General features: G+C 70.4%; 19 protein-coding genes. 10 read left to right on the top strand and 9 right to left on the bottom strand.

Features of this window, described 5'->3' with window-relative positions:
* The 3 genes from VPH61_RS15050 to bla form a co-directional block, all read right to left on the bottom strand.
* A complete protein-coding gene (locus tag VPH61_RS15050; RefSeq protein ID WP_332064318.1) occupies nucleotides 1-1,548 on the bottom strand; it encodes a hydantoinase/oxoprolinase family protein in 1,548 nt (515 codons plus the stop codon).
* Between the two features lie 54 nt (nucleotides 1,549-1,602).
* Entirely contained in the window at nucleotides 1,603-2,946 is a 1,344-nt protein-coding gene (locus VPH61_RS15045; RefSeq protein WP_332064317.1) for a purine-cytosine permease family protein, read from the bottom strand.
* Between the two features lie 124 nt (nucleotides 2,947-3,070).
* The gene (bla, locus tag VPH61_RS15040; RefSeq protein ID WP_332064316.1) at nucleotides 3,071-3,994 is read right to left on the bottom strand and encodes a class A beta-lactamase; all 924 of its coding nucleotides are present in this window, start codon (nucleotides 3,992-3,994) and stop codon (nucleotides 3,071-3,073) included.
* A gap of 73 nt (nucleotides 3,995-4,067) precedes the next feature.
* Between bla and VPH61_RS15035 the strand changes: the two genes are divergently transcribed.
* From VPH61_RS15035 to VPH61_RS15025, 3 genes are all read left to right on the top strand, one after another.
* A complete protein-coding gene (locus tag VPH61_RS15035; RefSeq protein ID WP_332064315.1) occupies nucleotides 4,068-5,006 on the top strand; it encodes a LysR family transcriptional regulator in 939 nt (312 codons plus the stop codon).
* A complete protein-coding gene (locus VPH61_RS15030; protein ID WP_332064314.1) occupies nucleotides 4,996-5,901 on the top strand; it encodes a serine hydrolase in 906 nt (301 codons plus the stop codon). Before VPH61_RS15035 ends, VPH61_RS15030 begins: the two co-directional genes overlap by 11 nt.
* Before the next feature lie 166 nt (nucleotides 5,902-6,067).
* Entirely contained in the window at nucleotides 6,068-6,301 is a 234-nt protein-coding gene (locus VPH61_RS15025; protein ID WP_332064313.1) for a hypothetical protein, read from the top strand.
* A 76-nt stretch (nucleotides 6,302-6,377) separates the two neighbouring features.
* Here the strand turns inward: VPH61_RS15025 and msrA are convergent, their stop codons facing one another.
* The 3 genes from msrA to VPH61_RS15010 all read right to left on the bottom strand — a co-directional run bounded on the left by msrA (nucleotide 6,378) and on the right by VPH61_RS15010 (nucleotide 8,827).
* Nucleotides 6,378-6,899, bottom strand: a complete 522-nt coding sequence (gene msrA, locus VPH61_RS15020; RefSeq protein WP_332064312.1) for a peptide-methionine (S)-S-oxide reductase MsrA — start codon at nucleotides 6,897-6,899, stop codon at nucleotides 6,378-6,380.
* Complete coding sequence (gene msrB, locus VPH61_RS15015; protein ID WP_332064311.1) at nucleotides 6,896-7,357, bottom strand: peptide-methionine (R)-S-oxide reductase MsrB; 462 nt, start codon at nucleotides 7,355-7,357, stop codon at nucleotides 6,896-6,898. Before msrB ends, msrA begins: the two co-directional genes overlap by 4 nt.
* Nucleotides 7,358-7,540: 183 nt before the next feature.
* Complete coding sequence (locus VPH61_RS15010) at nucleotides 7,541-8,827, bottom strand: serpin family protein (RefSeq protein ID WP_332064310.1); 1,287 nt, start codon at nucleotides 8,825-8,827, stop codon at nucleotides 7,541-7,543.
* A 186-nt stretch (nucleotides 8,828-9,013) separates the two neighbouring features.
* Here VPH61_RS15010 and metH point away from each other — a divergent pair, with 186 nt between their 5' ends.
* A complete protein-coding gene (gene metH / locus VPH61_RS15005) occupies nucleotides 9,014-12,586 on the top strand; it encodes a methionine synthase (protein WP_442879117.1) in 3,573 nt (1,190 codons plus the stop codon).
* Here metH and VPH61_RS15000 read toward each other — a convergent pair.
* The 3 genes from VPH61_RS15000 to VPH61_RS14990 are packed head-to-tail and all read right to left on the bottom strand — an operon-like array spanning nucleotide 12,583 to nucleotide 15,943.
* A complete protein-coding gene (locus VPH61_RS15000) occupies nucleotides 12,583-13,428 on the bottom strand; it encodes an ECF transporter S component (protein ID WP_332064308.1) in 846 nt (281 codons plus the stop codon). The two genes, metH and VPH61_RS15000, sit on opposite strands and share 4 nt — an antisense overlap.
* Nucleotides 13,425-15,407, bottom strand: a complete 1,983-nt coding sequence (locus tag VPH61_RS14995; RefSeq protein WP_332064307.1) for an ABC transporter ATP-binding protein — start codon at nucleotides 15,405-15,407, stop codon at nucleotides 13,425-13,427. The genes VPH61_RS15000 and VPH61_RS14995 overlap by 4 nt, the downstream gene beginning before the upstream one ends.
* The gene (locus VPH61_RS14990) at nucleotides 15,404-15,943 is read right to left on the bottom strand and encodes a hypothetical protein (protein ID WP_332064306.1); all 540 of its coding nucleotides are present in this window, start codon (nucleotides 15,941-15,943) and stop codon (nucleotides 15,404-15,406) included. The genes VPH61_RS14995 and VPH61_RS14990 overlap by 4 nt, the downstream gene beginning before the upstream one ends.
* A gap of 212 nt (nucleotides 15,944-16,155) precedes the next feature.
* Here VPH61_RS14990 and VPH61_RS14985 point away from each other — a divergent pair, with 212 nt between their 5' ends.
* The 6 genes from VPH61_RS14985 (at nucleotide 16,156) to VPH61_RS14960 (ending at nucleotide 21,119) form a co-directional block, all read left to right on the top strand.
* A complete protein-coding gene (locus VPH61_RS14985) occupies nucleotides 16,156-17,088 on the top strand; it encodes a lytic transglycosylase domain-containing protein (RefSeq protein WP_332064305.1) in 933 nt (310 codons plus the stop codon).
* Nucleotides 17,089-17,387: 299 nt separating this feature from the next.
* Nucleotides 17,388-18,188, top strand: a complete 801-nt coding sequence (locus VPH61_RS14980) for a hypothetical protein (RefSeq protein ID WP_332064304.1) — start codon at nucleotides 17,388-17,390, stop codon at nucleotides 18,186-18,188.
* A gap of 129 nt (nucleotides 18,189-18,317) precedes the next feature.
* Complete coding sequence (locus VPH61_RS14975; RefSeq protein WP_332064303.1) at nucleotides 18,318-19,409, top strand: YihY/virulence factor BrkB family protein; 1,092 nt, start codon at nucleotides 18,318-18,320, stop codon at nucleotides 19,407-19,409.
* 32 nt (nucleotides 19,410-19,441) lie between these two features.
* Nucleotides 19,442-19,948, top strand: a complete 507-nt coding sequence (locus tag VPH61_RS14970; RefSeq protein ID WP_332064302.1) for a nitroreductase family deazaflavin-dependent oxidoreductase — start codon at nucleotides 19,442-19,444, stop codon at nucleotides 19,946-19,948.
* Between the two features lie 56 nt (nucleotides 19,949-20,004).
* Nucleotides 20,005-20,790, top strand: a complete 786-nt coding sequence (locus VPH61_RS14965) for a lysophospholipid acyltransferase family protein (protein WP_332064301.1) — start codon at nucleotides 20,005-20,007, stop codon at nucleotides 20,788-20,790.
* A gap of 38 nt (nucleotides 20,791-20,828) precedes the next feature.
* A complete protein-coding gene (locus VPH61_RS14960) occupies nucleotides 20,829-21,119 on the top strand; it encodes a DUF2277 domain-containing protein (protein WP_056008142.1) in 291 nt (96 codons plus the stop codon).
* The last annotated feature ends 15 nt before the right edge of the window (nucleotides 21,120-21,134 follow it).

The raw sequence follows: 21,134 nt of genomic DNA, 5'->3' as shown, positions 1-21,134 counted from the left end.
TCACGCCCCCATGTCGAGGTCGCCGACCGCCTTCACGCGGATGCGCGTGGCGTTGCCGGGAAGGTACGGGATCGGAACTTCGTCGAAGTCGACGATCGCGACCGACCGGGGCGCCGCCCCGGCGGCGATCGCCTTGTCGACCGCCTCGGCGCGCACGGCGGCGAGCGCCTCGTCGCGGCGGCCGGGCTCGATGGCGTAGACCTTGTCGATCTCGCCGCCGACCTGGGCGATCGAGGCGCCGATCGCATTGGCGACTGCGTAGTTCTCGGGCCGGTGCACCTCGCCGAAGAGCGGCAGCGCGTCGGGCAGCAGGATGGAGCCGCCGCCGACGGCGACCACCGGGATCGGTTCGGGCGAGGTGCGCATGCGGTCGACGGCCTCCGCGACGCGCTCGGCGATGCGCGCGAGCACGCGTTCGACGAGCGCCGGGTCGAGGTGCGCCACTTTCGACGCGTCGCCGATGTCGGCGCGGCCCGCGGCGACCGCGATGTCGGTCGCGGTGAGGGTCGAACCGCCGAAGACGAGCGCCTCGGTCGTGAGCCGGTAGCCGACCGACTCGGGGCCGACCTCGCCCGTCTCCTCGTCGACGATGCTGCCGCCGCCGATGCCGAGCGAGAGCACGTCGGGCATGCGGAAGTTCGTGCGGATGCCGGCGACCTTCACCTCGTTCGACGTCTCGCGGGGGAATCCGTTGATGAGCAGGCCGATGTCGGCGGTCGTGCCGCCCACATCGACGACCGCGCAGGTCTCGAGGCCGCTCGTGAGCGCGGCGCCGCGCATGGAGTTCGTCGGCCCCGACGCGAACGTCGCCACGGGGTAGAGGCGCACGTAGTCCTCGTCCATCAGGGTGCCGTCGTTCTGGCTGAGGAAGATGGGCGCCTCGATGCCCTGCTTGCGCACCGCGGCGGTGAGGCCGTCGACGATCTCCGACGCGAGCTCGCGCAGCGCCGCGTTGATGATCGTCGCGTTCTCGCGCTCGAGCAGGCCGATGCGGCCGATCTCGTGCGAGAGTGAGATCGCGACCTCGGGTCCGAGCTCCTCCTCGACGATGCGACCGGCCTCGACCTCGAGGTCGTGGTTGACCGGGCTGAACACCGACGAGATCGCGACCGAGCGGATGCCGCTCGCCTTCATGTCGGCGGCGTGGCGGCGCAGCTCGTCGGGGTCGAGTGGGGAGATCGGACGGCCGTCGAACTCGTACCCGCCGTGTGCGAGATAGCTCTTCGCGCTGATCGCCTCGACAAGGGGCGCCGGCCAGTCGACGAGCGGCGGCAGGGCCTTCGTCGCGGGCAGGCCGAGCCGGAGAGCCGCAGTCGGCGCGAGGCGCTTGGCCTGCACGAGTGCGTTGATGAAGTGCGTCGTGCCGATCATGACGGCGTCGATGTCGGCGCCGTCGAACGCGTGCCCCGAACGAAGGTCTTCGATCGCCTGCACGATGCCGCTCGTGACATCCGGAGTGGTGGAGTGCTTGACGCCCGCGAGTACTCGCGTGCCGTCCATGAGCACTGCATCGGTGTTGGTGCCGCCGACGTCGATGCCGATATGCATGGTTCTCGCTTTCTGGGTGGTGCGTGTGATGCGGAGTACGGCTGTGCCGGCGGCCTAGGACTCGACCGGGACCTGCTCGACGGGTGCCTCGGCCTGGTGGGTGCGAGCGGTGCCGATGCCCTTCACCCAGCCGAGCTTGCCGGCGATGATGTACAGCACCATCGACACGATGAGGGAGAGCACCGGCGGGATGCCCCACGTGACGAAGTAGCCGACGAGTGCCGAGACGATCCAGATGATGATCGTCGCAGGCACGATTCGCGGAGCGGTCGAGGGGAGCTTGCCCGCTTCGCGAGTCTCGTCGAGGTCGCGGCGCCAGCGCTTCACCACGAAGTACTCGGCGACCATGATGCCCGCGATCGGCGGGAAGGCGACGCCGAGGATGATGAGGAATTCGGTGAACTGGCCGAGGATGCCGACGGCGGCGAGCACGGAACCGACGATGCCGAGCACGATCGTGGTCGTCACGCGGTGCAGGTTCTTGTTGAACGCCGTCGAGATGAAGTTCACGAGTCCGAGGGTCGAGGAGTAGAGGTTCCAGTCGTTGATCTTCAGGGTGCCCGTGATCACGATGATGAGGCCGACGAAGCCGATCGACGAGGTGACGATCGCGACGATGTTGCCCGAGGCCGCTGCGTGCGCGAGCAGCACGCCCGCGAGGCCGATCACGAACTCGCCGAGGCTGACGCCCACGACGGTCTGCTTGATCACGTCGGCCTTCGAGCGGTTGAAGCGCGTCATGTCGGCGGTGATGATCGCGCCGACGATGAGGCCGCCGGCGACGACGCCGGTGCCGGTCCACACGCTCATCGCGGGGCCGGGGGCGGGGCCGGTGAGCAGCTCCATGATGTCGTGCTGCGCGAGCTCGCTGATGACCGACCAGCCGACGAGAATCAGGAAGAGGGGCACCGTGATGTTCGCGAGCCACTGCATGCCCTTGAATCCGAACGCGACGATCGCCGTCACGGCGAGGCCGAAGATGAGACTCCAGGCCCACGCGGGCATCACGCCCGGCATGAGCACGTCGAGCGACTCGGCCGAGATCGCGCTCTGGATGCCGAACCAGCCGATCAGGCTGATGCCGATCGCAAGGCCGACGAGCGAGGCGCCGATCTCGCCGAAGCCGGTCCAGCGGGCGAGGAGCGCGGTGTTCAGCCCTTCCTTCTGGCCGATGATGCCGACGATGCACATGATCACCTCGAGGATGATCGAGCCGAGCAGCAGGGCGAGCGCCGCCTCGCCGAAGGTCATGCTGTAGCCGAGCGTGGCGCCGAGCAGGAACTGCGAGAGTGCCGAGACCTGCCCGAACCGCTGCACGGCGATGCCGAACCACGGCTTCTGTGCCGAGGGGGTGACGCGGGAGAGGGCGAAGTCGTCTGCGTGAGCCAAGCGAGCCATGAGCGTCCTTCAGGGGTGGGGGAACGTTTGCGCCTACGCTAGCCAGCGGAAAGCCCCCATCCCATGTGCAGAGTGCACGAGATCACGGACGGATTCGACGTTCTGCACAGATCGCCCGCGATGGTCAGGCCGTGACGATGAGCCGTGTGACGTCGGCGAGCACGTCGTGATTGCTCGGTGCGTCGGCGCGGTCGGTGCGGGTGAGGATCGCGAGCGTCAGCGCCTGCTCTCCCGGGCGCCAGATGACGCCGGCATCGTTGACGACGCCGTACCCGCCGAGCCCCGTCTTGTCCGCCAGCTCGAACGGCGGCGTCAGGCCCGCGAGGATGCGCTTGCCCGAGGTCGTGTTCCGCAGCATCCATTCCTGCAGTCGAGCCGTGGTGAGGGCGCCTGCTCCCTGGTCGATGAGCAGCTTCTGGAAGAGGAACGCGATGTCGTCGGGCGTCGACGTGTCGCGCTCGTCGCCAGGCGTCGCCTCGTTGACCTCGGGTTCTGGTCGATCGAGCCGCGTTCGGGTCGCACCGTGCGCGCGGGCGAACGCCGTGACGGCCTGCGGCCCGCCGAGCTCCCTGAGCAGTAGGTTGCCTGCGGTGTTGTCGCTGAATCGCAGTGCGGCATCGGCCATCTGCTCCGGGGTCGCCGTCCAGGTCGTGGTGTCGAGCTTCGTCGATCCGCCGACGACATCGGCCGAGGCGAACGGGATGGGACGCGTCCAGTAGGCCTCGTCGTAGCCCCGCGCCTGCACGAGGGCGCCGGCCGCAAGGGTCTTGAACACGGAGCACATCGGGAAGCGCTGGTCACCGCGGTACCGGAACGTGCGTCGCGAGTCGTGCCAGATGGCGGTGACACCGATGGTGACGGATGTCGCGCGCTCGAGTTCCGCTATGGCGTCGGTCAGACGCCGGTGGCCGCCGACGGCCGGGGCGGACGGCGCCGCGAAAGCGGGTGCCGACGAGAACGCCGTGGCCGCCGCACCGGCCGTGGTGAGGCCGCCGATCGCGAGGAGCGATCGTCGGGAGAGCTGACTGGAAGTCGGTCGATTGGTCATATCGGGAGTCTGTCGGCGACCCGTCGATGCGTGCAAAGGCCGAATCGATCCGACCGATGCAAGAATCGAATGCATGGCGCGACACCTCGACCTGCGTGCCGCGTGCGAGGCCTTCGTGTCCGTCGCCGAACGCGAGAGCTTCACCGCGGGCGCCGTGGGCGCCGGAGTCACCCAATCCGTCGCGAGCCGGCGCATCGCGGCGCTCGAGAAGCACCTCGGGGCGCGCCTGTTCGAACGGACCTCGCGTCGCGTCGAGCTGACCGAGTTCGGGCGCGGCGTGCTGCCGAGTGCGATCAAGCTCGTCGACGCGGCGCTCGAACTCTCCGAGGACGCGGAGCGATCGCATCGACTGCCCGTGACGCTCGGCGTGCCCCTTGCCCACGATCCGGCCGCGGCCGCCGAGATCGCGGCGGCCGGGTCGGGTCGGTCGATGAACGTCGAGTTCGTTCCAGGGCTCCCGCACGAGCGGGAGGCGGCGTTCGGAGCAGGACGACTCTCGCTCAATCTCGAGCCGGTCGCGCCGGATCGGGCCCGGTGGGCGGCGCCGCTCGGGGTCGGCAGTGGTGGCCGTCGCGGGCCGGACGGCGACTTCTACTTCACCGAGCTCCGCCCGCCCCGCGGCATCCGCTCGGTCGTCAGGTTGTGGCTCGCGCCCGAGGACGACGTGCCGCATGTGCGCGACCGGCTCGAACTCGTGCGGAACGGCGCCGGACTCGCGCCGACCCAGCTCCGCCCGGCTGCATCACTCACGACCGCGATGGCTGCGGCACTGGGCGGTGACGATCTGGTGCTCTGCACGGGCGCGGAAGCAGCCGTGTTCGGTCTGCGGTGGCGTGCGCTCGGCGATCTGCGTCTGGTGCGCGGCTATGCCCTCGCCTCGCGCGAACGGGACCTTGCGTCCCGGTTCCTCGAGGTCGCCGGCCCCCGACTCGTCGAGCTGCTGCAGTCTGCACCGGTCACCGGCATCTCGACGGAGGCGCGATCCGCGCAGGGCGGCACTGATGCAGACTGACCGCGCCGTCATCCGCGACGCCGCCGAAGTCCTCCGCTCGGCGGGCCTGCGCGCCTCCATCGTGGTGCGCGACCTCGGAAGCGGACGCCAGTTGTCGATCGCGGCCGACGACGCGTACCCGCTCGCCTCGGTCGTCAAGCTGCCCCTCGCGCTCGCCGTGCTGCAGGCCATCGACGACAACCGGCTCGATCCTGCCCAGACGATGACGCTCCGACCCGACGTTCGAACGCCCGGACTGGTCGGCTACTGTCGCTTCCAGCACCCGACCACCGTTGCCGTCGAGGATCTGCTCTACATGGCCGTCTGCCTCAGCGACGACACTGCGGCCGACGCCCTGTTCGACCTCTGCCCGCCTGCCTCGGTCACGGCGTCGCTGCGGCAGGCGGGAATCACCGGCATCACCGTGCGGCACTCGATCCGCGAGCTGCACCGCACCCTTGCGAGCGTGCTGCCGCCCGAGCAGATGCCGCAGGCACTCGCGCTCGCCATCCGCGCGTCCACCCGGGGCGGCGGTCACCTCATTCCCCAACTCGACGTCTCGAGCGCGAACGCAGGTACCGCGAACGCGTGCGTCGAGCTCCTCGACCGCATCTGGCGCTCACCGGTCCTCGCCCCCCAGCGGGAGCGGCTCCGCGGGCTCCTGGCGATGAACGTCATGCGGCAGCGTCTCGCTCCCGACCTGGAATCCGACGACGCGGCATGGCATTCGAAGACCGGCACGTTCCTGCACCTGCGCCATGAGATCGGCGTGCTCGAGCACGCCGACGGGCGCGCCATGGCGGTCGCAGTGCTCAGCGAGTCATCCGTTCCGGCACAGCGTCAACCTGCCGCCGAGCAGGCGCTTGGCCTCGCCGCGAAGCTGCTGCACGACCGGGTCCGCTCGGCGGCCGCCTGACGAGGCCGCCTGACGCGGCGGCCTGGCAGCACCGCGTCGGGTGAGCGCGGTCGGCACGATAGCCGCGCGATCGTGGCAGGTCCATCCCTTGCCGCAAGCAGGCGGCCGGCGTTCACTGGACCGGTGGAGCGATCCGGTGCTCCGCAGCAGGGGAGGAATGAGACCGATGACCGATGCCACGGGGATGCCCGAAGACGAAGAGACCTGGCAGGAGACCGTGACCAACGACGCCGTCGCCGGTGAGACCATCCTCGACGGCCCAGGAGATGGAAACAGCGGCCCCACCGGAGGAGCGGCGCGCGAGCAGGAACCCGAGTACGCCGAGAACGACCTCGCCGATGAGGCGGTCGATCTCGACGACGAGGAGGGCGAGGAATTCGGGCCGGACGACGAGGCGTGAGGAACGAACGTCGCTGGCCCGGACGCAGTCGAGCCCCGGCGATCGACCGATCGCCGGGGCTCGAGTGATGGGCGGACTACGCCGCCGGCTCGCTGTCGCGCTTCGGCAGCTTCCAGCCCGGCCGCACGAAGTGGCAGGTGTAGCCGTTCGGGTACTTCTCCAGGTAGTCCTGGTGCTCGGGCTCGGCCTCCCAGAACGGGCCGGCGGGCGTGACCTCGGTCGTCGCCGGGCCCGGCCAGAGGCCCGAGGCGTCGACGTCGGCGATCGTCTCGTACGCGACGACCTCCTGCTCGTCGCTCGTCGGGAAGATCGCGGAACGATAGCTCGTGCCGATGTCGTTGCCCTGACGGTTCTTCGTCGACGGGTCGTGGATCTGGAAGAAGAACTCGAGCAGGTCGCGGAACGACTCCGTCTCGGGGTCGAAGACGATCTCGATGGCCTCGGCGTGCGTGCCGTGATTGCGGTACGTCGCGTTCGGCACGTCGCCGCCCGTGTAACCGACGCGGGTGCTGATCACCCCGGGGCGCTTGCGGATCAGGTCTTCCATGCCCCAGAAACAGCCGCCGGCGAGGATCGCGGTCTCGGTTCGTGCAGTCATCGTGCGTTCTCCTGGTTCTCGAACAGTGCGCGGTATCGACCGTAGCCCGCCTCGTCCAGCTCGGCGAGCGGAACGAAACGCAGGGCCGCGGAGTTCATGCAGTAGCGAAGCCCGCCGGCCTCGCGAGGGCCGTCGTCGAAGACGTGGCCGAGGTGGCTGTCGGCACCACTCGACCGCACCTCGACGCGCTTCATGAGGAGCGAGCGATCGGTCTTCTCCGTCACCGCGTCGGGCTCGATCGGCTTCGTGAAGCTCGGCCATCCCGAACGGCTGTCGTACTTGTCGGTCGAGGCGAACAGCGGCTGCCCCGAGACGACGTCGACGTAGAGGCCGGGCTCGTGATTGTCCCAGTACTCGTTGCGGAAGGCGGGTTCTGTGCCGTCCTCCTGCGTGACCGAGTACTGCTTCGGGGTGAGGCGGGCGATGGCCTCGGGAGTCTTCCGGTAGTCCTGTGACACGTGGTCCTCCTGTTCGGCGCCGCCGGCTGCGACGCCCACTGAGAAGAACAGTGGGGGAGGCGGTGCTGTTCCGCTCGCACGGGCTATCAGCTGTGGGTTTCCTGTGAGCGGATGCCTCGTCCGACGCGCATACGGTTGTGAACCTCACGGTGGGGGCATGTCAGCCCACACGGTGGCGGTATGTCAGCCGCGGGGATCGTGAACGCTGCCGAGGAAGAGCACGGCGCCGGTCTCGCGGTCGCTGACGGTGAACGCGAACGGCCGGTCGACCCGGAACGGCGGCGGCCCTGCGGAAGACTGCGCCATGAATCCGCCCGTGACCGCCGCGGCCTCGGTGCCGTTCTCGTCGACCTGGAGGTAGGTCTTCTGCACGACGGTGTCGAGGAACGGTTCGGCCGGCGACATCGGGGTGAAGTCCCCGCCGTCGAACGCAGACACCATCCCGAGCGACCGCAGGACTTCGGTGAGGTTCGCGTCCCACTCGAGCTCGAAGCGCGGCAGTGCGATCTCGGAGAAGGTGGCCGTCTCGAGGTCGTCGACCGCCGTCTGCCAGACCTCGGCGTCGAGGTCGTCGAGCAGCTCGTCGAGGGCCACGTCCTCGTCGGGCAGCAGCACCTCCATGCCGAAGCGCTCGTCGTCGCCATAGGGAAGCCGGAGCATCTGGAAGCCATCACCGAACGAGGCTTCCACTTCGGCTGCGCTGCGATGCATGGTGGGCACCATCACCTCGTCGCCGCCGGTCAGGGCGAATGGCGCTTCCCGGGTGTCGTCCTCGTCGAATGCGGTGGTCCACGTGCCCAGGAAATACACGGTGTTGAGCAGCACGAGCACTGCCTGCGGGTCGGGCAGGTCGAGGTCCGCGGCGATCTCATCGATCAGCCCCTCGGTGCGTTCGTCGACCCAGTCGTCGATAGCGTCGGCGGCATCCTGCGAGCCGAGGTCGACCTTATCGAGCGTCGCCCCGTACGTGGCCTGCACGAACGAGACGTAGTCGTCCTCGAACGGGTGGCCTTCGGCCGCCCACAGCGAGTTCGCGATCGACAGCGTGACGTCATCGGTACCGACCAGATCGGCGAGGAGCGCCGCATACCGTGTGTCCCGCGGGCCGTCGAGGCGCAGGAGTTCGACCATCTCCTCAGCGTTGTCCCCACCGGCACCGGCGGCCACCATCGCCAGCAGCACCGACGCCGACAGCGGCGAGGTGACCGTGTTGGCGCCATCATGTGCGACGGCGGTGTGCAGATCGAAGCCGAAGGCGTTGACGCCGTCGGCCGCCGTGGCAGCGGCTTCGGCCGACAGGTCGCCCGCGAGATCGGCGTTCACGGCGTCTCGCGCGCCGCCGCCCGGCTGGCCGACGACCCCGCCACAGGCGGCGAGGGCGAGCGTGACCGCCACGACGAGTCCGGCCCGCAACGTGAGCCTGTGTCCAGGTACGCGGGACTCTGCGGCAGCCGGTGCATCTCGGGTCATACACAGAGTGTGTCTGGAAGTCGGTGCTTCTTGCAGTTCTCCGGCCGGCGACCACACGGCGCCGAACTCCGCACATGACGGCGGCGCCGTCACAGGAGGCGCGGCGAGAGCCCGGATCGTTACGATTGCCGGGTGACTCAGGCCCCAGCGCAGACGGACCCCGCCTCGACCGACATCGAGGGCGCCGTGCGACCCGAGAGATCGGTGCACCTGCTCGAGGCGCTCGCCTCGCGAGTCGTCATCGCCGACGGGGCGATGGGCACGATGCTGCAGGAGCACGACCCGAGCCTCGACGACTACCAGCAGCTCGAGGGCTGCAACGAGATCCTGAACGTCAGCCGCCCCGACATCATCGGGCGGATCCACGACGCCTACTTCGAGACGGGCATCGACGCCGTCGAGACGAACACCTTCGGCGCGAACTGGTCGAACCTGTCCGACTACGGCATCGACGACCGCATCGAGGAGCTCGCGGCGGCCGGCGCCGCGATCGCCCGTGAGCGCGCCGAGGCGTGGCAGGCCCGTGACGGGCGCGAGCGCTGGGTGCTCGGCTCCATGGGGCCGGGCACGAAGCTGCCGAGCCTCGGTCACACGAGCTACGCGCACCTCAAGTCGACCTTCGCACTGCAGGCCGAGGGCCTCATCCGCGGCGGCGCCGACGCCTTCCTCGTCGAGACCTCGCAGGACCTGCTGCAGACCAAGAGCGCCGTCAACGGCTGCAAGCAGGCGATCGCCGCGACCGGGGTGCGGTTGCCGATCTTCGTCGAGGTCACCGTCGAGACGACCGGCACCATGCTCATGGGCTCCGAGATCGGCGCGGCCCTCACGGCGCTCGAACCGCTCGGCGTCGATGCGATCGGCCTGAACTGCGCGACCGGGCCCGACGAGATGAGCGAGCACCTGCGTCACCTCTCGAAGTTCTCGAACGTTCCCGTCATGTGCATGCCGAACGCCGGCCTGCCGGTGCTCGGCGCGAACGGCGCGAGCTACCCGCTCACCCCGGATGAGCTCGCGACCGCGCACGAGCAGTTCGTGCGCGAGTTCGGCCTCGGCCTGGTCGGCGGATGCTGCGGCACCACGCCCGCGCACATGAGCGCCGTCGTCGCGAGGCTGCGGGGCGCCGAGGCATCCGCTCGCCGTGTCGAGGCCGACCCCGGTGTCGCGAGCCTCTATCAGCACGTCAGCTTCGAGCAGGAGAGCTCGTACCTCGCGATCGGCGAGCGCACCAACGCCAACGGGTCGAAGGCGTTCCGCGAGGCGATGCTCGACGAGCGGTGGGACGACTGCGTCGACATCGCCCGCAACCAGGTGCGCGACGGCGCCAACCTGCTCGACGTCTGCGTCGACTACGTCGGCCGCGACGGGGTGGCCGACATCCGCGAAGTGGTCTCACGGCTCGCGAGCGCCTCGACGCTGCCGCTCGTCGTCGACTCCACGGAACCCGCGGTGCTGCAGGCCGGGCTCGAGCTCATCGGCGGGCGCCCGGTCGTCAACTCGGTGAACTTCGAGGACGGCGAGGGCGGCACCAGCCGCTTCGCCCGCATCATGCCGCTCGTCAAGGAGCACGGCGCCGCCGTCATCGCCCTGACGATCGACGAGGAGGGGCAGGCTCGTACCGCCGAGAACAAGGTGCGCATCGCCTCGCGGCTCGTCGACACGCTCGTGGGCGAATGGGGCATGCGTGTCGACGACATCATCGTCGATGCGCTGACCTTCCCGATCGCGACCGGGCAGGAGGAGACGCGGCGCGACGCCATCGAGACGATCGACGCGATCCGCCAGATCACGGCGAAGTACCCGGGCATCAACACGACGCTCGGTGTGTCGAACGTGTCGTTCGGGCTGAACCCCGCTGCGCGGTCGGTGTTGAACTCGGTGTTCCTGCACGAGGCCGTCGAGGCCGGTCTCACGAGCGCGATCGTCGACGCGGCGAAGATCGTGCCGCTCGCCTCGGTGCCCGAGGATCGCCGCAAGGTCGCGCTCGACCTCGTGTGGGACCGCCGCGAGTACGACGCCGACGGCACGTTGACCTACGACCCGCTCGTCGCGATGCTCGACCTCTTCGCGGGTGTCGACATGGCCGCGATCCGTGACGCGCGAGCCGCGGAACTCGCAGCACTGCCCGTCGGCGAGCGCCTCGAGCGCCGCATCATCGACGGCGAGGCGAAGGGGCTCGAAGCAGATCTCGACCTCGCGCGCGCCGGCGGCCTCAGCGCGATCGACATCATCAACGTGCACCTGCTCGAGGGCATGAAGGTCGTCGGCGAGCGCTTCGGCTCGGGTGAGATGCAGCTGCCGTTCGTGCTGCAGTCGGCCGAGGTGATGAAGAGCGCGGTGGCCCTGCTCGAACCGCACATGGAGAAGTCGGCCGCCGGCGGCAAGGGCAAGATGGTCATCGCCACGGTGCGGGGCGACGTGCACGACATCGGCAAGAACCTCGTCGACATCATCCTCTCGAACAACGGCTACGAGGTGATCAACCTCGGCATCAAGCAGCCCATCGCCGACATCATCAAGGCGGCGGAAGAGCACGATGCCGACGTCATCGGCATGTCGGGACTGCTCGTGAAGTCGACCGTGGTGATGAAGGAGAATCTGCTCGAACTCAATTCACGCGGGCTCGCGAAGCGCTGGCCCGTCATCCTCGGCGGCGCGGCCCTCACCCGCACCTATGTCGAAGACGACCTCGCCGGCATCTTCGACGGCCAGGTGCGTTACGCCCGCGACGCCTTCGAGGGGCTCGCGCTCATGGAGCCGCTCGTGGCCATCTCCCGTGGCGCCGACCCGGCGACCGTCGGGCTTCCGGCGCTCAAGAAGCGCATCCACCGGCCCGGACTGCTCACCGTCACCGAGCCCGAGCAGACGCCGGCACGATCGGATGTCGCGGCCGACAACGCCGTGCCGACACCGCCGTTCTGGGGCACCCGCATCGTCAAGGGCATCGCGCTCGCCGAGTACTCCGCGTTCCTCGACGAGCGCGCCACGTTCATGGGGCAGTGGGGCCTGAAGCCGAGCCGGGCCGACGACGGCGCGAGCTACGATGAGCTCGTCGAGACCGAGGGTCGGCCGCGACTGCGGTACTGGCTCGACCGCATCCTCGCCGAGGGACTGCTCGATGCGTCGGTCGCCTACGGCTACTTCCCGGTCGTCGCCGACGGCGACGACATGGTCGTGCTCCACCACGGCGACGACCCCGACGGGATCCTCGGCGCAGCGGGCCTGCTCGCTCCCGACGGCGGCTCGGGCGGCATGATCGGCACCGACCGGCTGCGCTTCAACTTCCCGCGGCAGCGCCGCGACCGCCACCTCTGCCTCGCCGACTTCGTTCGCGGGCGCGACTCCGGTCAGGTCGACGTCGTCGCTGTGCAGCTCGTGACGGCCGGCCAGCGGGTCAGCGAAGCGACGGCGAAGATCTTCGCCGAGAACCGGTATCGCGACTACCTCGAGCTCAACGGCCTCGCCATGCAGCTCACCGAGGCACTCGCCGAGTACTGGCACTCGCGCGTGCGCGACGAACTCGGTCTCGGAGGTGAGGACCCCGACGACGTCGCCGGGCTCTTCAAGCTGCACTACCGCGGTGCCCGGTTCTCACTCGGCTACCCCGCCTGCCCCGACATGGAGGACCGTCGGAAGGTCGTCGAACTGCTGAAGCCCGAGCGCATGGGCGTCGTGCTTTCCGAGGAGCTGCAGCTGCACCCCGAGCAGTCGACCGACGCCTTCGTCTTCCACCACCCCGAGGCGAAGTACTTCTCCGTCTAGGGGTGACGGGCCGGCTCGTGCTGCGTGCGTTGCTGCGACGGCAGCTTCGCTCGCCGGAGGGCGGCGAGCACGGCCGGACCGATCAGCGCGATGCCGAGCACGGTCGTGACCGCGCGCACCGTGTCCCAGGTGAGCGTCGAGGTCACGAGCGAGTACAGCGCGAACGAGGCGAGGTTCTCACCGATCGGCGCCGCGCCGTCGTAGGAGATGCCGGTGCCCGTGCCGACGGCGAACGGCCAGAACCAGAGGTTCATCACGAGCCCGAAGGCATACGCCGCGACCACGCCGTACGCGGCGAGCATTCCGATCTCGAGCGCGGTCGCGCGGCGCACGGCCGAGGTGGTCGCCGCCCGCGGGCGGATGGCCGGCAGCAGGCCGGCCCCCGCGGCGACCCAGGCGCACGCGAACATCTGGAACGGCGTCCATGGGCCGATGCCGCCCCAGAGCACCGACGACACGGCGATCGTGAGCATGCCGAGGAGGAACCCGAAGCGGGCGCCGAATACCCGCCCCGCGAGGATCAGCAGGACGAACACGGCCTCGATGCCGCCCACCCCCGCCCCCGCGATGCGGATGCCGGCGCCGATCGCCGCGAGCACCCCGAGGAGCGCCACCGCCTTCGCCGAGTGCATCTGCCGATCGAGTGCGGCGAGCACGACGGCGATGATCGCGGGCAGCACCGCGAAGGCCACGAACGGCGCGGCGCGCTGCGCATCGGCAGGCACTGCGGTCGCGACGAGCGGCCAGCCGAACGCGGCGAGTGCGAGGGTGCTGCCGGCGAGGAGTGCGACCGTGGTCAGACGCTCGCGTCGTCGCACCGCGGGCACCTCGACGGCGGTCATGCGATCACCTCGGCGGCGACGGCGACGCGCGTCGACGCCGACACCCTGCCGTGCTCGAGCGTGAACTCGCGCATCGCGTAGCGGGCGGCGAACTCGCGATCGTGGGTGGCGAACAGGACGACCCGCCCGGTCGCCGCGGCGGCGACGATCGCCGCACCCACCTGGCGCCTCGCCGCCGCGTCGAGCCCCCGGGCGGGCTCGTCGATGAGCAGCACTGCGGGCGAGGAGGCGAGCTGGATCGCGATCGCGAGGCACAGCCGCTCACCCGCCGAGAGGTCGCGCGGATGCCGCAGGAGCAGACCCTCATCGAGGTCACGGCCGAGCAGCGCTCCGAAGGTCTCGGCGGTCGGCGCCGACGGCCGGTTCCGGCGATCCGCCCGGTGGCACTCCGCGGCGACGGTCGTCGCGAAGAAGAGGTCGTCGAACTGCTCGGGCACGAGCGAGATCGCACGTCGCCGTGTTGCAGGGGCGAGCGAGGCGACGTCGACGCCGTCGACCCGGACCGTGCCCGCGGCACCCGGCACCGCCATGGCACCCAGCAGACTGGACTTGCCGGCGCCGTTCGCTCCCGTGACCGCGACGACCTCGCCCGCATGCAGCGCGAGCCGCGCATCGCGGACCGCGACGACGTCGGCGTGCCGAACGTCGAGGCCCAGTACCGAGACGAGGGGATGCCGCGGCGTCCGCGTCACCCGGTCGCTGTCGCCTGCTTCGTCGCCGTCCGGAACTGGCCACGCAACCTCTGGCGCAACCACCGGGGTGGGCGCCGGCGCTTCGACGCTCGAGACCCGCCCGTCGCCGATCGCGAGCCAGGCGTCGGCGACGCCGCGCCACTCGGCGGTGCGATGCTCGGCGACGACGACGCAGGCGCCCGACTCGTGCGCGACCCGGTCGAGCACCTCGCACACGCGATGTCGCGCTGCCGCATCGAGCTCGGCGAGCGGCTCGTCGACGAGCAACAGGGTCGGGCGGCCGACGAGCGCTGCGGCGATCGCGACGAGCGTCGCCTCGCCGGCGGAGAGTGCGGTGACGGGCCGCTCGAGCAGCCCGGTGATGTCGAGTTCGCCGGCGATCCGCTGCACGCGCTCGTCGATGATCGCGCCGTCGATGCCCTGCGTCGTGAGTGCGAAGCCGATCTCGTCGTGCACCGTCTCGGCGACGAACGACAGTCGTACCTGCTGGGCGACGACGCCGACGGCTCCCGCCGTCTCACGCGGAGGGTGTCGGAGCCGATCGAGCCCGCTGATCTCGATCCGTCCGTTCTGATGACCGCCCTCGAAGTGCTGGAAGAGCCCGCTCATGGCACCCAGCAGGCTCGACTTGCCCGACCCGGTCGCGCCCGAGACGATCGCGAGGCTCCCGGGCATGAGCGCCAGGTCGATGCCGTCGAGGCGCCACGCGCCGCCCAGGTCGAGTGAGGCCGCGGCGAACCTCACCGGGCGTTGGGCATCGCCGACGGGTCGAGCGGATGCCGCGAACCCGCGTACCTCCATCGAGGCGGCGAGGGCGAGCGCCCGCTCGATCGTGTGCTCGAACACCGGCACCAGGAGGGCCGCGGGCCCCCGTTCACCCCTGAGGGCGGCGGCGCGGCGCATCCGTCGAACCGATTGGGCGAGTGCCGGCGCGGTGGCCCAGGCGATGACGAGCGAACGGGAGACGGCGCGGATCGGCCCGCGGGTCGATCCCCGCACGAAGAGCCGCTGCACGTCGACGAGTGCGTTGAGCACGCCGAACGCGAGGATGACGGCCGCGAACGGCAACGCACTGACCGCAGCGTTCCAGATGCCGCCGGTCGTGACCGGTCCGAACAGGGCGACGTGCGCGAACGGCCCGTCGAGGGGGATACGTGGCAGGTCGAGAAGCAGTACTCCGCCGCCGGACGCCCCGCCGAAGACGATCCGGTAGGCGACGCGCGACGCCACGAACACCGCCGCGACGATCGCCGCCGCCCGCAGAGGTGCCGCGCGGAACCGCATCATCCAGCCGGGGTCGGGGTCTCCGTGCCGGTGGTGTAGACGAGGCCGACGCTCTGCCCGGGCTCGAGCTCGAGGGTACCGAGGCCTTCCTGCGCGTACTCCCACTCGGCGCCGGCCGAGGGCTTCACCCAGAGCGCCCAGTAGGCGTAGGCCGGGGGCATCGACTGGCAGGACTCGACGAACGAGGCCTCGCCCGCGACCTCGACGGTCTCATCGGGTCCTGGCCGGTCGTTCACCCGGCAGACGATCGCATCGCCCCACTCGACCGACCCCTCGGTCGTGACGCCGGCCTCGTCGAGCGCGTCGGCCGCTGCGGTCGCGGATGTCGCATCGACGCATTCCGACGCGGCATCCTCGTCGAGCGTGCCGAAGTCGACGATCACGGCGATGCCCTCGCAGTCCGCACCGGCGCCCGCGTCGGAGCTCGCCTCCGTGGTCGCGGCCGCGGTCGGATCGGCTTCGGGCGACGGCGTCGCGGCGGCGCAGCCGCTCAATGCGAGGGCGCCGACGAGGAGGAGGGAGATGAGGGGGGATCGCACGACGACCACCCTACCGACGCGCGGTCCAGCTGAGCCGTGGCGCGAAACACCGCGACATGAACGAGCGGGACACCTGTCACGATCGGCTTGCGAACCCGAGGAACCCTTCGGTTAGTCTGTGCGAATCGGCAACTTCCAGCGAGCGGAAGGCGCTCGCGGATCTCGCACGATGGGGGATCGGCCGCAGCGTCGCGTCCCCACTGGGGAGAAGCATGAGCGACGTGTCCGGAGTCTCGACCACCGCACGACCCTCGACGGGCGGACCGACCGGACCAGGGCTCCCACGCACCCGGCCACGACCCCGGCGCTGGCGTGCGGTCCTCTCCGGAGCGGCCGTGGTGGCGCTGGCCGCCGTCGCGGGCACCGGCGTGATCTCGACCGACACGGTGGCGGAGCGCGCGCAACTCGCTGCGGAACAGGTCGCCGAGACCGCCCAGCTCTCGGCGGCCACCGATCTCGACGCGAGTCAGCTGGGCACGCACGAGGGGATCCTCACTGCGCGGGCCACGCAGGACGCGGTGGCTGCGCTGACCGAGGCCGAGGCCGTGATCGCCGCAGCCGGCGGCAAATCGGACGCCTCCGACCTCGCGGCATCCGTCGCCGCGCTGCGGTCGTACGAACTCCTCGCACCCGAGCGCGTCTTCGAGCTCGCCGACGACGCGCGCGCCCACGCGGTGACCGTGCAGGCGGCGGTCGCCGAGTTCGATCGCCTCGCCGCGGAGCAGGCGGCCGCAGCCGCGCAGGCCGCAGCCGAACGCGCGGCTGCAGAACGCGCAGCGGCCGAGCGCGACGCCGCGACGCCGCCCGCGGGCGGCGGACCGGCACCGGCGGTACCCGCGAACCCGAGCGAGGCGCAGGTCATCGCCCGCGACATGATGATCGCCCGCTACGGGTGGGGCGACGACCAGTTCGGCTGCATCGTGGCGCTCTGGAACAAGGAATCCGGGTGGAATGTCACCGCTGGCAGTCCCGGCGGTGCCTACGGGATTCCGCAGGCGCTGCCCGGGAGCAAGATGGCCTCGGCGGGCGCCGATTGGCAGACGAATGCCGCCACGCAGATCAGCTGGGGGCTCGGCTACGTGGCCGGAAGGTACGGCACGCCCTGCGGTGCATGGGCGCACTTCCAGGCGAACAACTGGTACTGAAATCCGGTCGACTGGCACTACCTCAGCGATGAGGATCCGGTCTCCGCTTCGGATGACTTTCACAGGAGAAGCTGAGGTTCTGTCCAGAAGGCCTCGGCAGACTGGCCACTTCGCCCGGGCGCCCCCGCTCGTGGAACGTCGAACAAGGGTCGTCCAGCGCAGTGCGCCGATCGATCCGCCGTGTGAAAGTCATGCAGAACCAGCCTTCATCTTCTGAGAACACCCCGTCCGAAGCCCGCGAGACCGAAGCCCTTCGCCCCCGGTCGCACCGAAACCGCCCTCTCTGGCGCAGCGCTCCCATGCTCGCAGCCGGCGCCGTCGTCGCCATCGGTGCGATGGTCGGCACCGGGTTCGCCGTGCAGTCTGCCGTCGCCGCCACGAACGACAGCGTCGCCGCGACCGACGCCCTGCGCGACGCCGCGAACCTCGATGTCGAGCAGCTCGGCTCGCACGCCGGCATCCTCGAGGCCCGCGCGGTCAAGACGGCGAACGATGCGCTCGCCGCCGCGAACGACACGATCGTCGCCGCCCAGGGCAAGGCGGATGCCTCGCAGCTCGCCTCGTCGACGGCAGCGCTCGGCAACTACCGCCTGCTGGCCCCCGAGCGGGTCTTCGAACTCGCCGACCGCATCGAGGCGCACGCGGCGCCGGTGCGCGCCGCCGTGGCCGAGGCCGATCGCATCGCGGCCGAACAGGCCGCTGCCGCTGCCGCTGCGGCTGCTGCGGCTGCCGCCGCCGAGGCCGAGAAGTCGGCGGCGCCGTCGACGGGCTCGCGTCCGAGCGGACCGGCGAACCCGAGCGGCGCCCAGGCGATCGCCCGCGACCTCATGGCTGCCCAGTACGGCTGGGGCGACGACCAGTTCGGTTGCCTCGTCTCCCTCTGGGACAGGGAGTCGGGCTGGAACGTCTACGCCGAGAACACGTCGAGCGGCGCCTACGGCATCCCGCAGGCCCTGCCCGGCAGCAAGATGGGCACCGCCGGCAGCGACTGGCAGACGAACCCCGCCACCCAGATCACCTGGGGCCTCGGGTACATCGCCGGCCGCTATGGAACTCCGTGCGCCGCGTGGGACAAGTCGGAGTCGTCCGGCTGGTACTGATTCCCGCGAGATCGACCGAACGGCGGCGACACGGGCTCCTCGCCCGCGTCGTCGCCGTTTCGCGTGAAGGACGGGTTCGGCGCGTGTCAACCACTGCGCGGAGGCCGGTCGCCTCGATAGCCTGACGGCATGACCGAGCACGGGGCAGCGACCGGCAAGGCCGCGAAACACGGGCCCTTCGCCCGAATCGTGGCGTTCGGAACCCGGGTGACCGCATGGGCGCTCACGTTGAAGCCCGTGCGGGCATTCCTGCTCTATCTCGAGCGGCACGGCGCGATGCTCGCCGACAGCGTCACCTACCGGGTGCTGTTCTCGATCTTCGCGGGCGTCTTCCTCGGCTTCGCGGTCGCGGGTGTGTGGCTCTCGGGCAATCCCGACGCGCTCGAGGCGCTCGTCCAGTCGATCGACGCGGCGATCCCGGGCCTGGTCGGCGAGGGCGGCCTCATCGCCCCGAGCGACCTCGTGCAGCCGCTCACGCTCAGCATCGCCGGCATCCTCGCGCTCGTGGGTCTCGTCGGTGCCGCGATCGGCGCGATCGGTTCGCTCCGCACCGCCTTCCGCCGGCTGGGCTCGCAACCCGACGACCAGACGTTCTTCATCTGGGTCATGCTCCGCGACCTGCTCCTCGCGATCGGGTTCGGCGTCGCGTTCGCGGCAGCGGCGACGGTCACGGTGTTCAGCACGAGCGCCCTCGGCACCATGCTCGGCTGGCTCGGCATCTCGAGCGGCGACGCGGTGCTCGACGCGTCCTCCCGGTTCATCACGATCGCGGTGACCTTCGTGATCGACGCACTGCTGATCGCGGTCATGTTCCGCGTGCTCTCGGGCATGCGGCCGAGCGCCCGCTCGCTGTGGAGCGGCGCGCTCCTCGGCGCCGTCGGCCTCTCGGTGCTGCAGGTGCTCTCCGGCCTCTTCGTCGGCGGCGCCACGAGCAATCCGCTGCTCGCCTCGTTCGGCTCGCTCATCGCGTTGCTCATCTGGCTGAACCTGTCGAGCCAGGTCATCCTCATCGCCGGCGCCTACATCGTGACCGGCGTCGACGACGAGCACGATCGGGTGCGTGCGCGCTACGGCGCGCCGACGGTGGCGATCCGGCGCATGCAGCGCGCCGAGCGACGGGCGACGGATGCCGCGGCAGAACTCGTCGCCGCGCGCGAAGCGGTCGAGCAGGAGCGTGCCCAGACGACGCGTTCCGAGAAGCCGCCTGCCGTGGGCGCGTGACGCCGACCGTGCTCACGCACCAGAATGGGCGGATGCCGTCCGTGCTGCTGCTCGTCCGTTCCGTGGTGTCGCCGCTGACCCGTACCCGGGTCTTCCGCTGGTGCGCCCCGCGTGCTCTTCCACCGATCGAGCGAGTGATCGCCGCACTCTCGGGCGGGCGGGTGCAGCTGAGCGCCCTGCTCGTGCCGTCGCTCGTGCTGCACACGACGGGAGCGAAGTCGGGCGAGCCGCGCGACTCCGCACTGATGTACACGCCCGACGGGCACGGCCGCGCGATCGTCGCCGGCACGAGCTTCGCTCGCGACCGCCACCCCGGCTGGACATACAACCTGATGGCACACCCCGATGCCGCGATCACGGTACGAGGCAGGCGGATGTCGGTGCGGGCGAGCCGCATCGACGACGCCGAGCGCGACGCCGCATGGGCGCGCATCGAGGCGCAGTGGCCCGGGTACCGGGCCTACGAACGGGAGTCGGGGCGGGTCGTGCGGCTCTTCCTCCTGCAACCCGTCGCCGACACGCATCACGCATCGATGTGACGCTCCGGCCTGCGCGGACGCAGGCCACGCTCAGCGCCACGGCCTACGCTGGGAGCATGACGAGACGCCCGAGTGAACCGGTCTACAGCACGGCGATCGTCGCCGGGCGAGGGCTGTTCGGCTTCTGGGGCCTGAAGCGCCGGGTGACGGGTGCCGAGCACATGCCCGCGACCGGCGGCGCGGTGGTGGCCATGACGCACTTCGGCTACTTCGAGTTCGCGCTGGTCGAGTGGGCGACGTGGCTCGCGAACCGTCGGCGCATCCGGTTCATGGCGAAGCAGAGCGTGTTCGACAAGCCCGTCGTGGGGTCGCTCCTGCGCAGCATGAAGCACATCCCGGTCGACATGAAGGCCGGGGCCGCGGCGTACGCGAAAGCGGTCTCGGCGCTCCGCGACGGCGAACTCCTCGGCGTGTTCCCCGAGGCGGGAGTCAGCGCATCCTTCACCGTGCGCGAACTGAAGACCGGTGCAGCCCGACTCGCCGCTGAGGCCGGGGTCCCGATCATCCCCGTCGCGGTATGGGGCGGTCACCGCCTCATGACCAAGGGTCGCAAGGTCGGGTTCTTCGAGCGGTTCGGGGTGCCGGTGAGCTTCGCGTTCGGCGAACCGATCACGGTCGCCCCCGGCGAAGACCCGCACACCGTCACCCAGCGACTGCGCGAGACACTGCAGCGAATGGTCGATCGACTCCAGGCCGAGTACCCGGTCGACGGCACGGGCAAGTGGTGGCAGCCCCGTTCGCTCGGCGGCACCGCCCCGACGCCGGCAGAGGCCGCCGCCGCCGACACGGCTCGGGATGCCGCCCGCGACGCGGCCCGGGAAGCTCGCGACGAGCAGCGCTGAACCGAGACATCCTCGAACTCGCGGGTTAGGCTCGTGGTATGTGCAGGAACATCCACACCCTCCACAATTTCGAGCCCGCGACGACCGATGACGAGGTGCACGCCGCGGCGCTGCAGTTCGTGCGCAAGGTGAGCGGCTCGACGAAGCCCTCGAAGGCCAACGCCGAAGCGTTCGACCGCGCCGTGGCCGAGATCGCGCACGTGACCCGTCACCTGCTCGACGACCTCGTGACCACCGCGCCGCCGAAGAACCGCGACGAGGAGGCTGCCAAGGCCAGGGAACGCGCGGCGCGGCGATACGCGACGCAGGCGACCGCGCAGATCGCGTGACGCGCCGCCGCGCCT

This window comes from Agromyces sp. CCNWLW203, from assembly GCF_036576125.1.
GTDB lineage: Bacteria > Actinomycetota > Actinomycetes > Actinomycetales > Microbacteriaceae > Agromyces.
This window is presented reverse-complemented; position numbering and strand designations above follow the sequence as displayed.

Coding starts and splice junctions, on each gene's coding strand:
- VPH61_RS14985 (WP_332064305.1), top strand. CDS start 16,156: ATGAGCGACGTGTCCGGAGTCTCGACCACCGCACGACCCTCGACGGGC.
- msrA (WP_332064312.1), bottom strand. CDS start 6,899: ATGACTGCACGAACCGAGACCGCGATCCTCGCCGGCGGCTGTTTCTGG.
- VPH61_RS14960 (WP_056008142.1), top strand. CDS start 20,829: ATGTGCAGGAACATCCACACCCTCCACAATTTCGAGCCCGCGACGACC.
- VPH61_RS15000 (WP_332064308.1), bottom strand. CDS start 13,428: ATGACCGCCGTCGAGGTGCCCGCGGTGCGACGACGCGAGCGTCTGACC.
- VPH61_RS14980 (WP_332064304.1), top strand. CDS start 17,388: ATGCTCGCAGCCGGCGCCGTCGTCGCCATCGGTGCGATGGTCGGCACC.
- VPH61_RS15035 (WP_332064315.1), top strand. CDS start 4,068: ATGGCGCGACACCTCGACCTGCGTGCCGCGTGCGAGGCCTTCGTGTCC.
- bla (WP_332064316.1), bottom strand. CDS start 3,994: ATGACCAATCGACCGACTTCCAGTCAGCTCTCCCGACGATCGCTCCTC.
- VPH61_RS15050 (WP_332064318.1), bottom strand. CDS start 1,548: ATGCATATCGGCATCGACGTCGGCGGCACCAACACCGATGCAGTGCTC.
- VPH61_RS15010 (WP_332064310.1), bottom strand. CDS start 8,827: ATGACCCGAGATGCACCGGCTGCCGCAGAGTCCCGCGTACCTGGACAC.
- VPH61_RS15025 (WP_332064313.1), top strand. CDS start 6,068: ATGACCGATGCCACGGGGATGCCCGAAGACGAAGAGACCTGGCAGGAG.
- VPH61_RS15030 (WP_332064314.1), top strand. CDS start 4,996: ATGCAGACTGACCGCGCCGTCATCCGCGACGCCGCCGAAGTCCTCCGC.
- VPH61_RS15045 (WP_332064317.1), bottom strand. CDS start 2,946: ATGGCTCGCTTGGCTCACGCAGACGACTTCGCCCTCTCCCGCGTCACC.
- VPH61_RS14975 (WP_332064303.1), top strand. CDS start 18,318: ATGACCGAGCACGGGGCAGCGACCGGCAAGGCCGCGAAACACGGGCCC.
- VPH61_RS14995 (WP_332064307.1), bottom strand. CDS start 15,407: ATGATGCGGTTCCGCGCGGCACCTCTGCGGGCGGCGGCGATCGTCGCG.
- VPH61_RS14965 (WP_332064301.1), top strand. CDS start 20,005: ATGACGAGACGCCCGAGTGAACCGGTCTACAGCACGGCGATCGTCGCC.
- VPH61_RS14970 (WP_332064302.1), top strand. CDS start 19,442: ATGCCGTCCGTGCTGCTGCTCGTCCGTTCCGTGGTGTCGCCGCTGACC.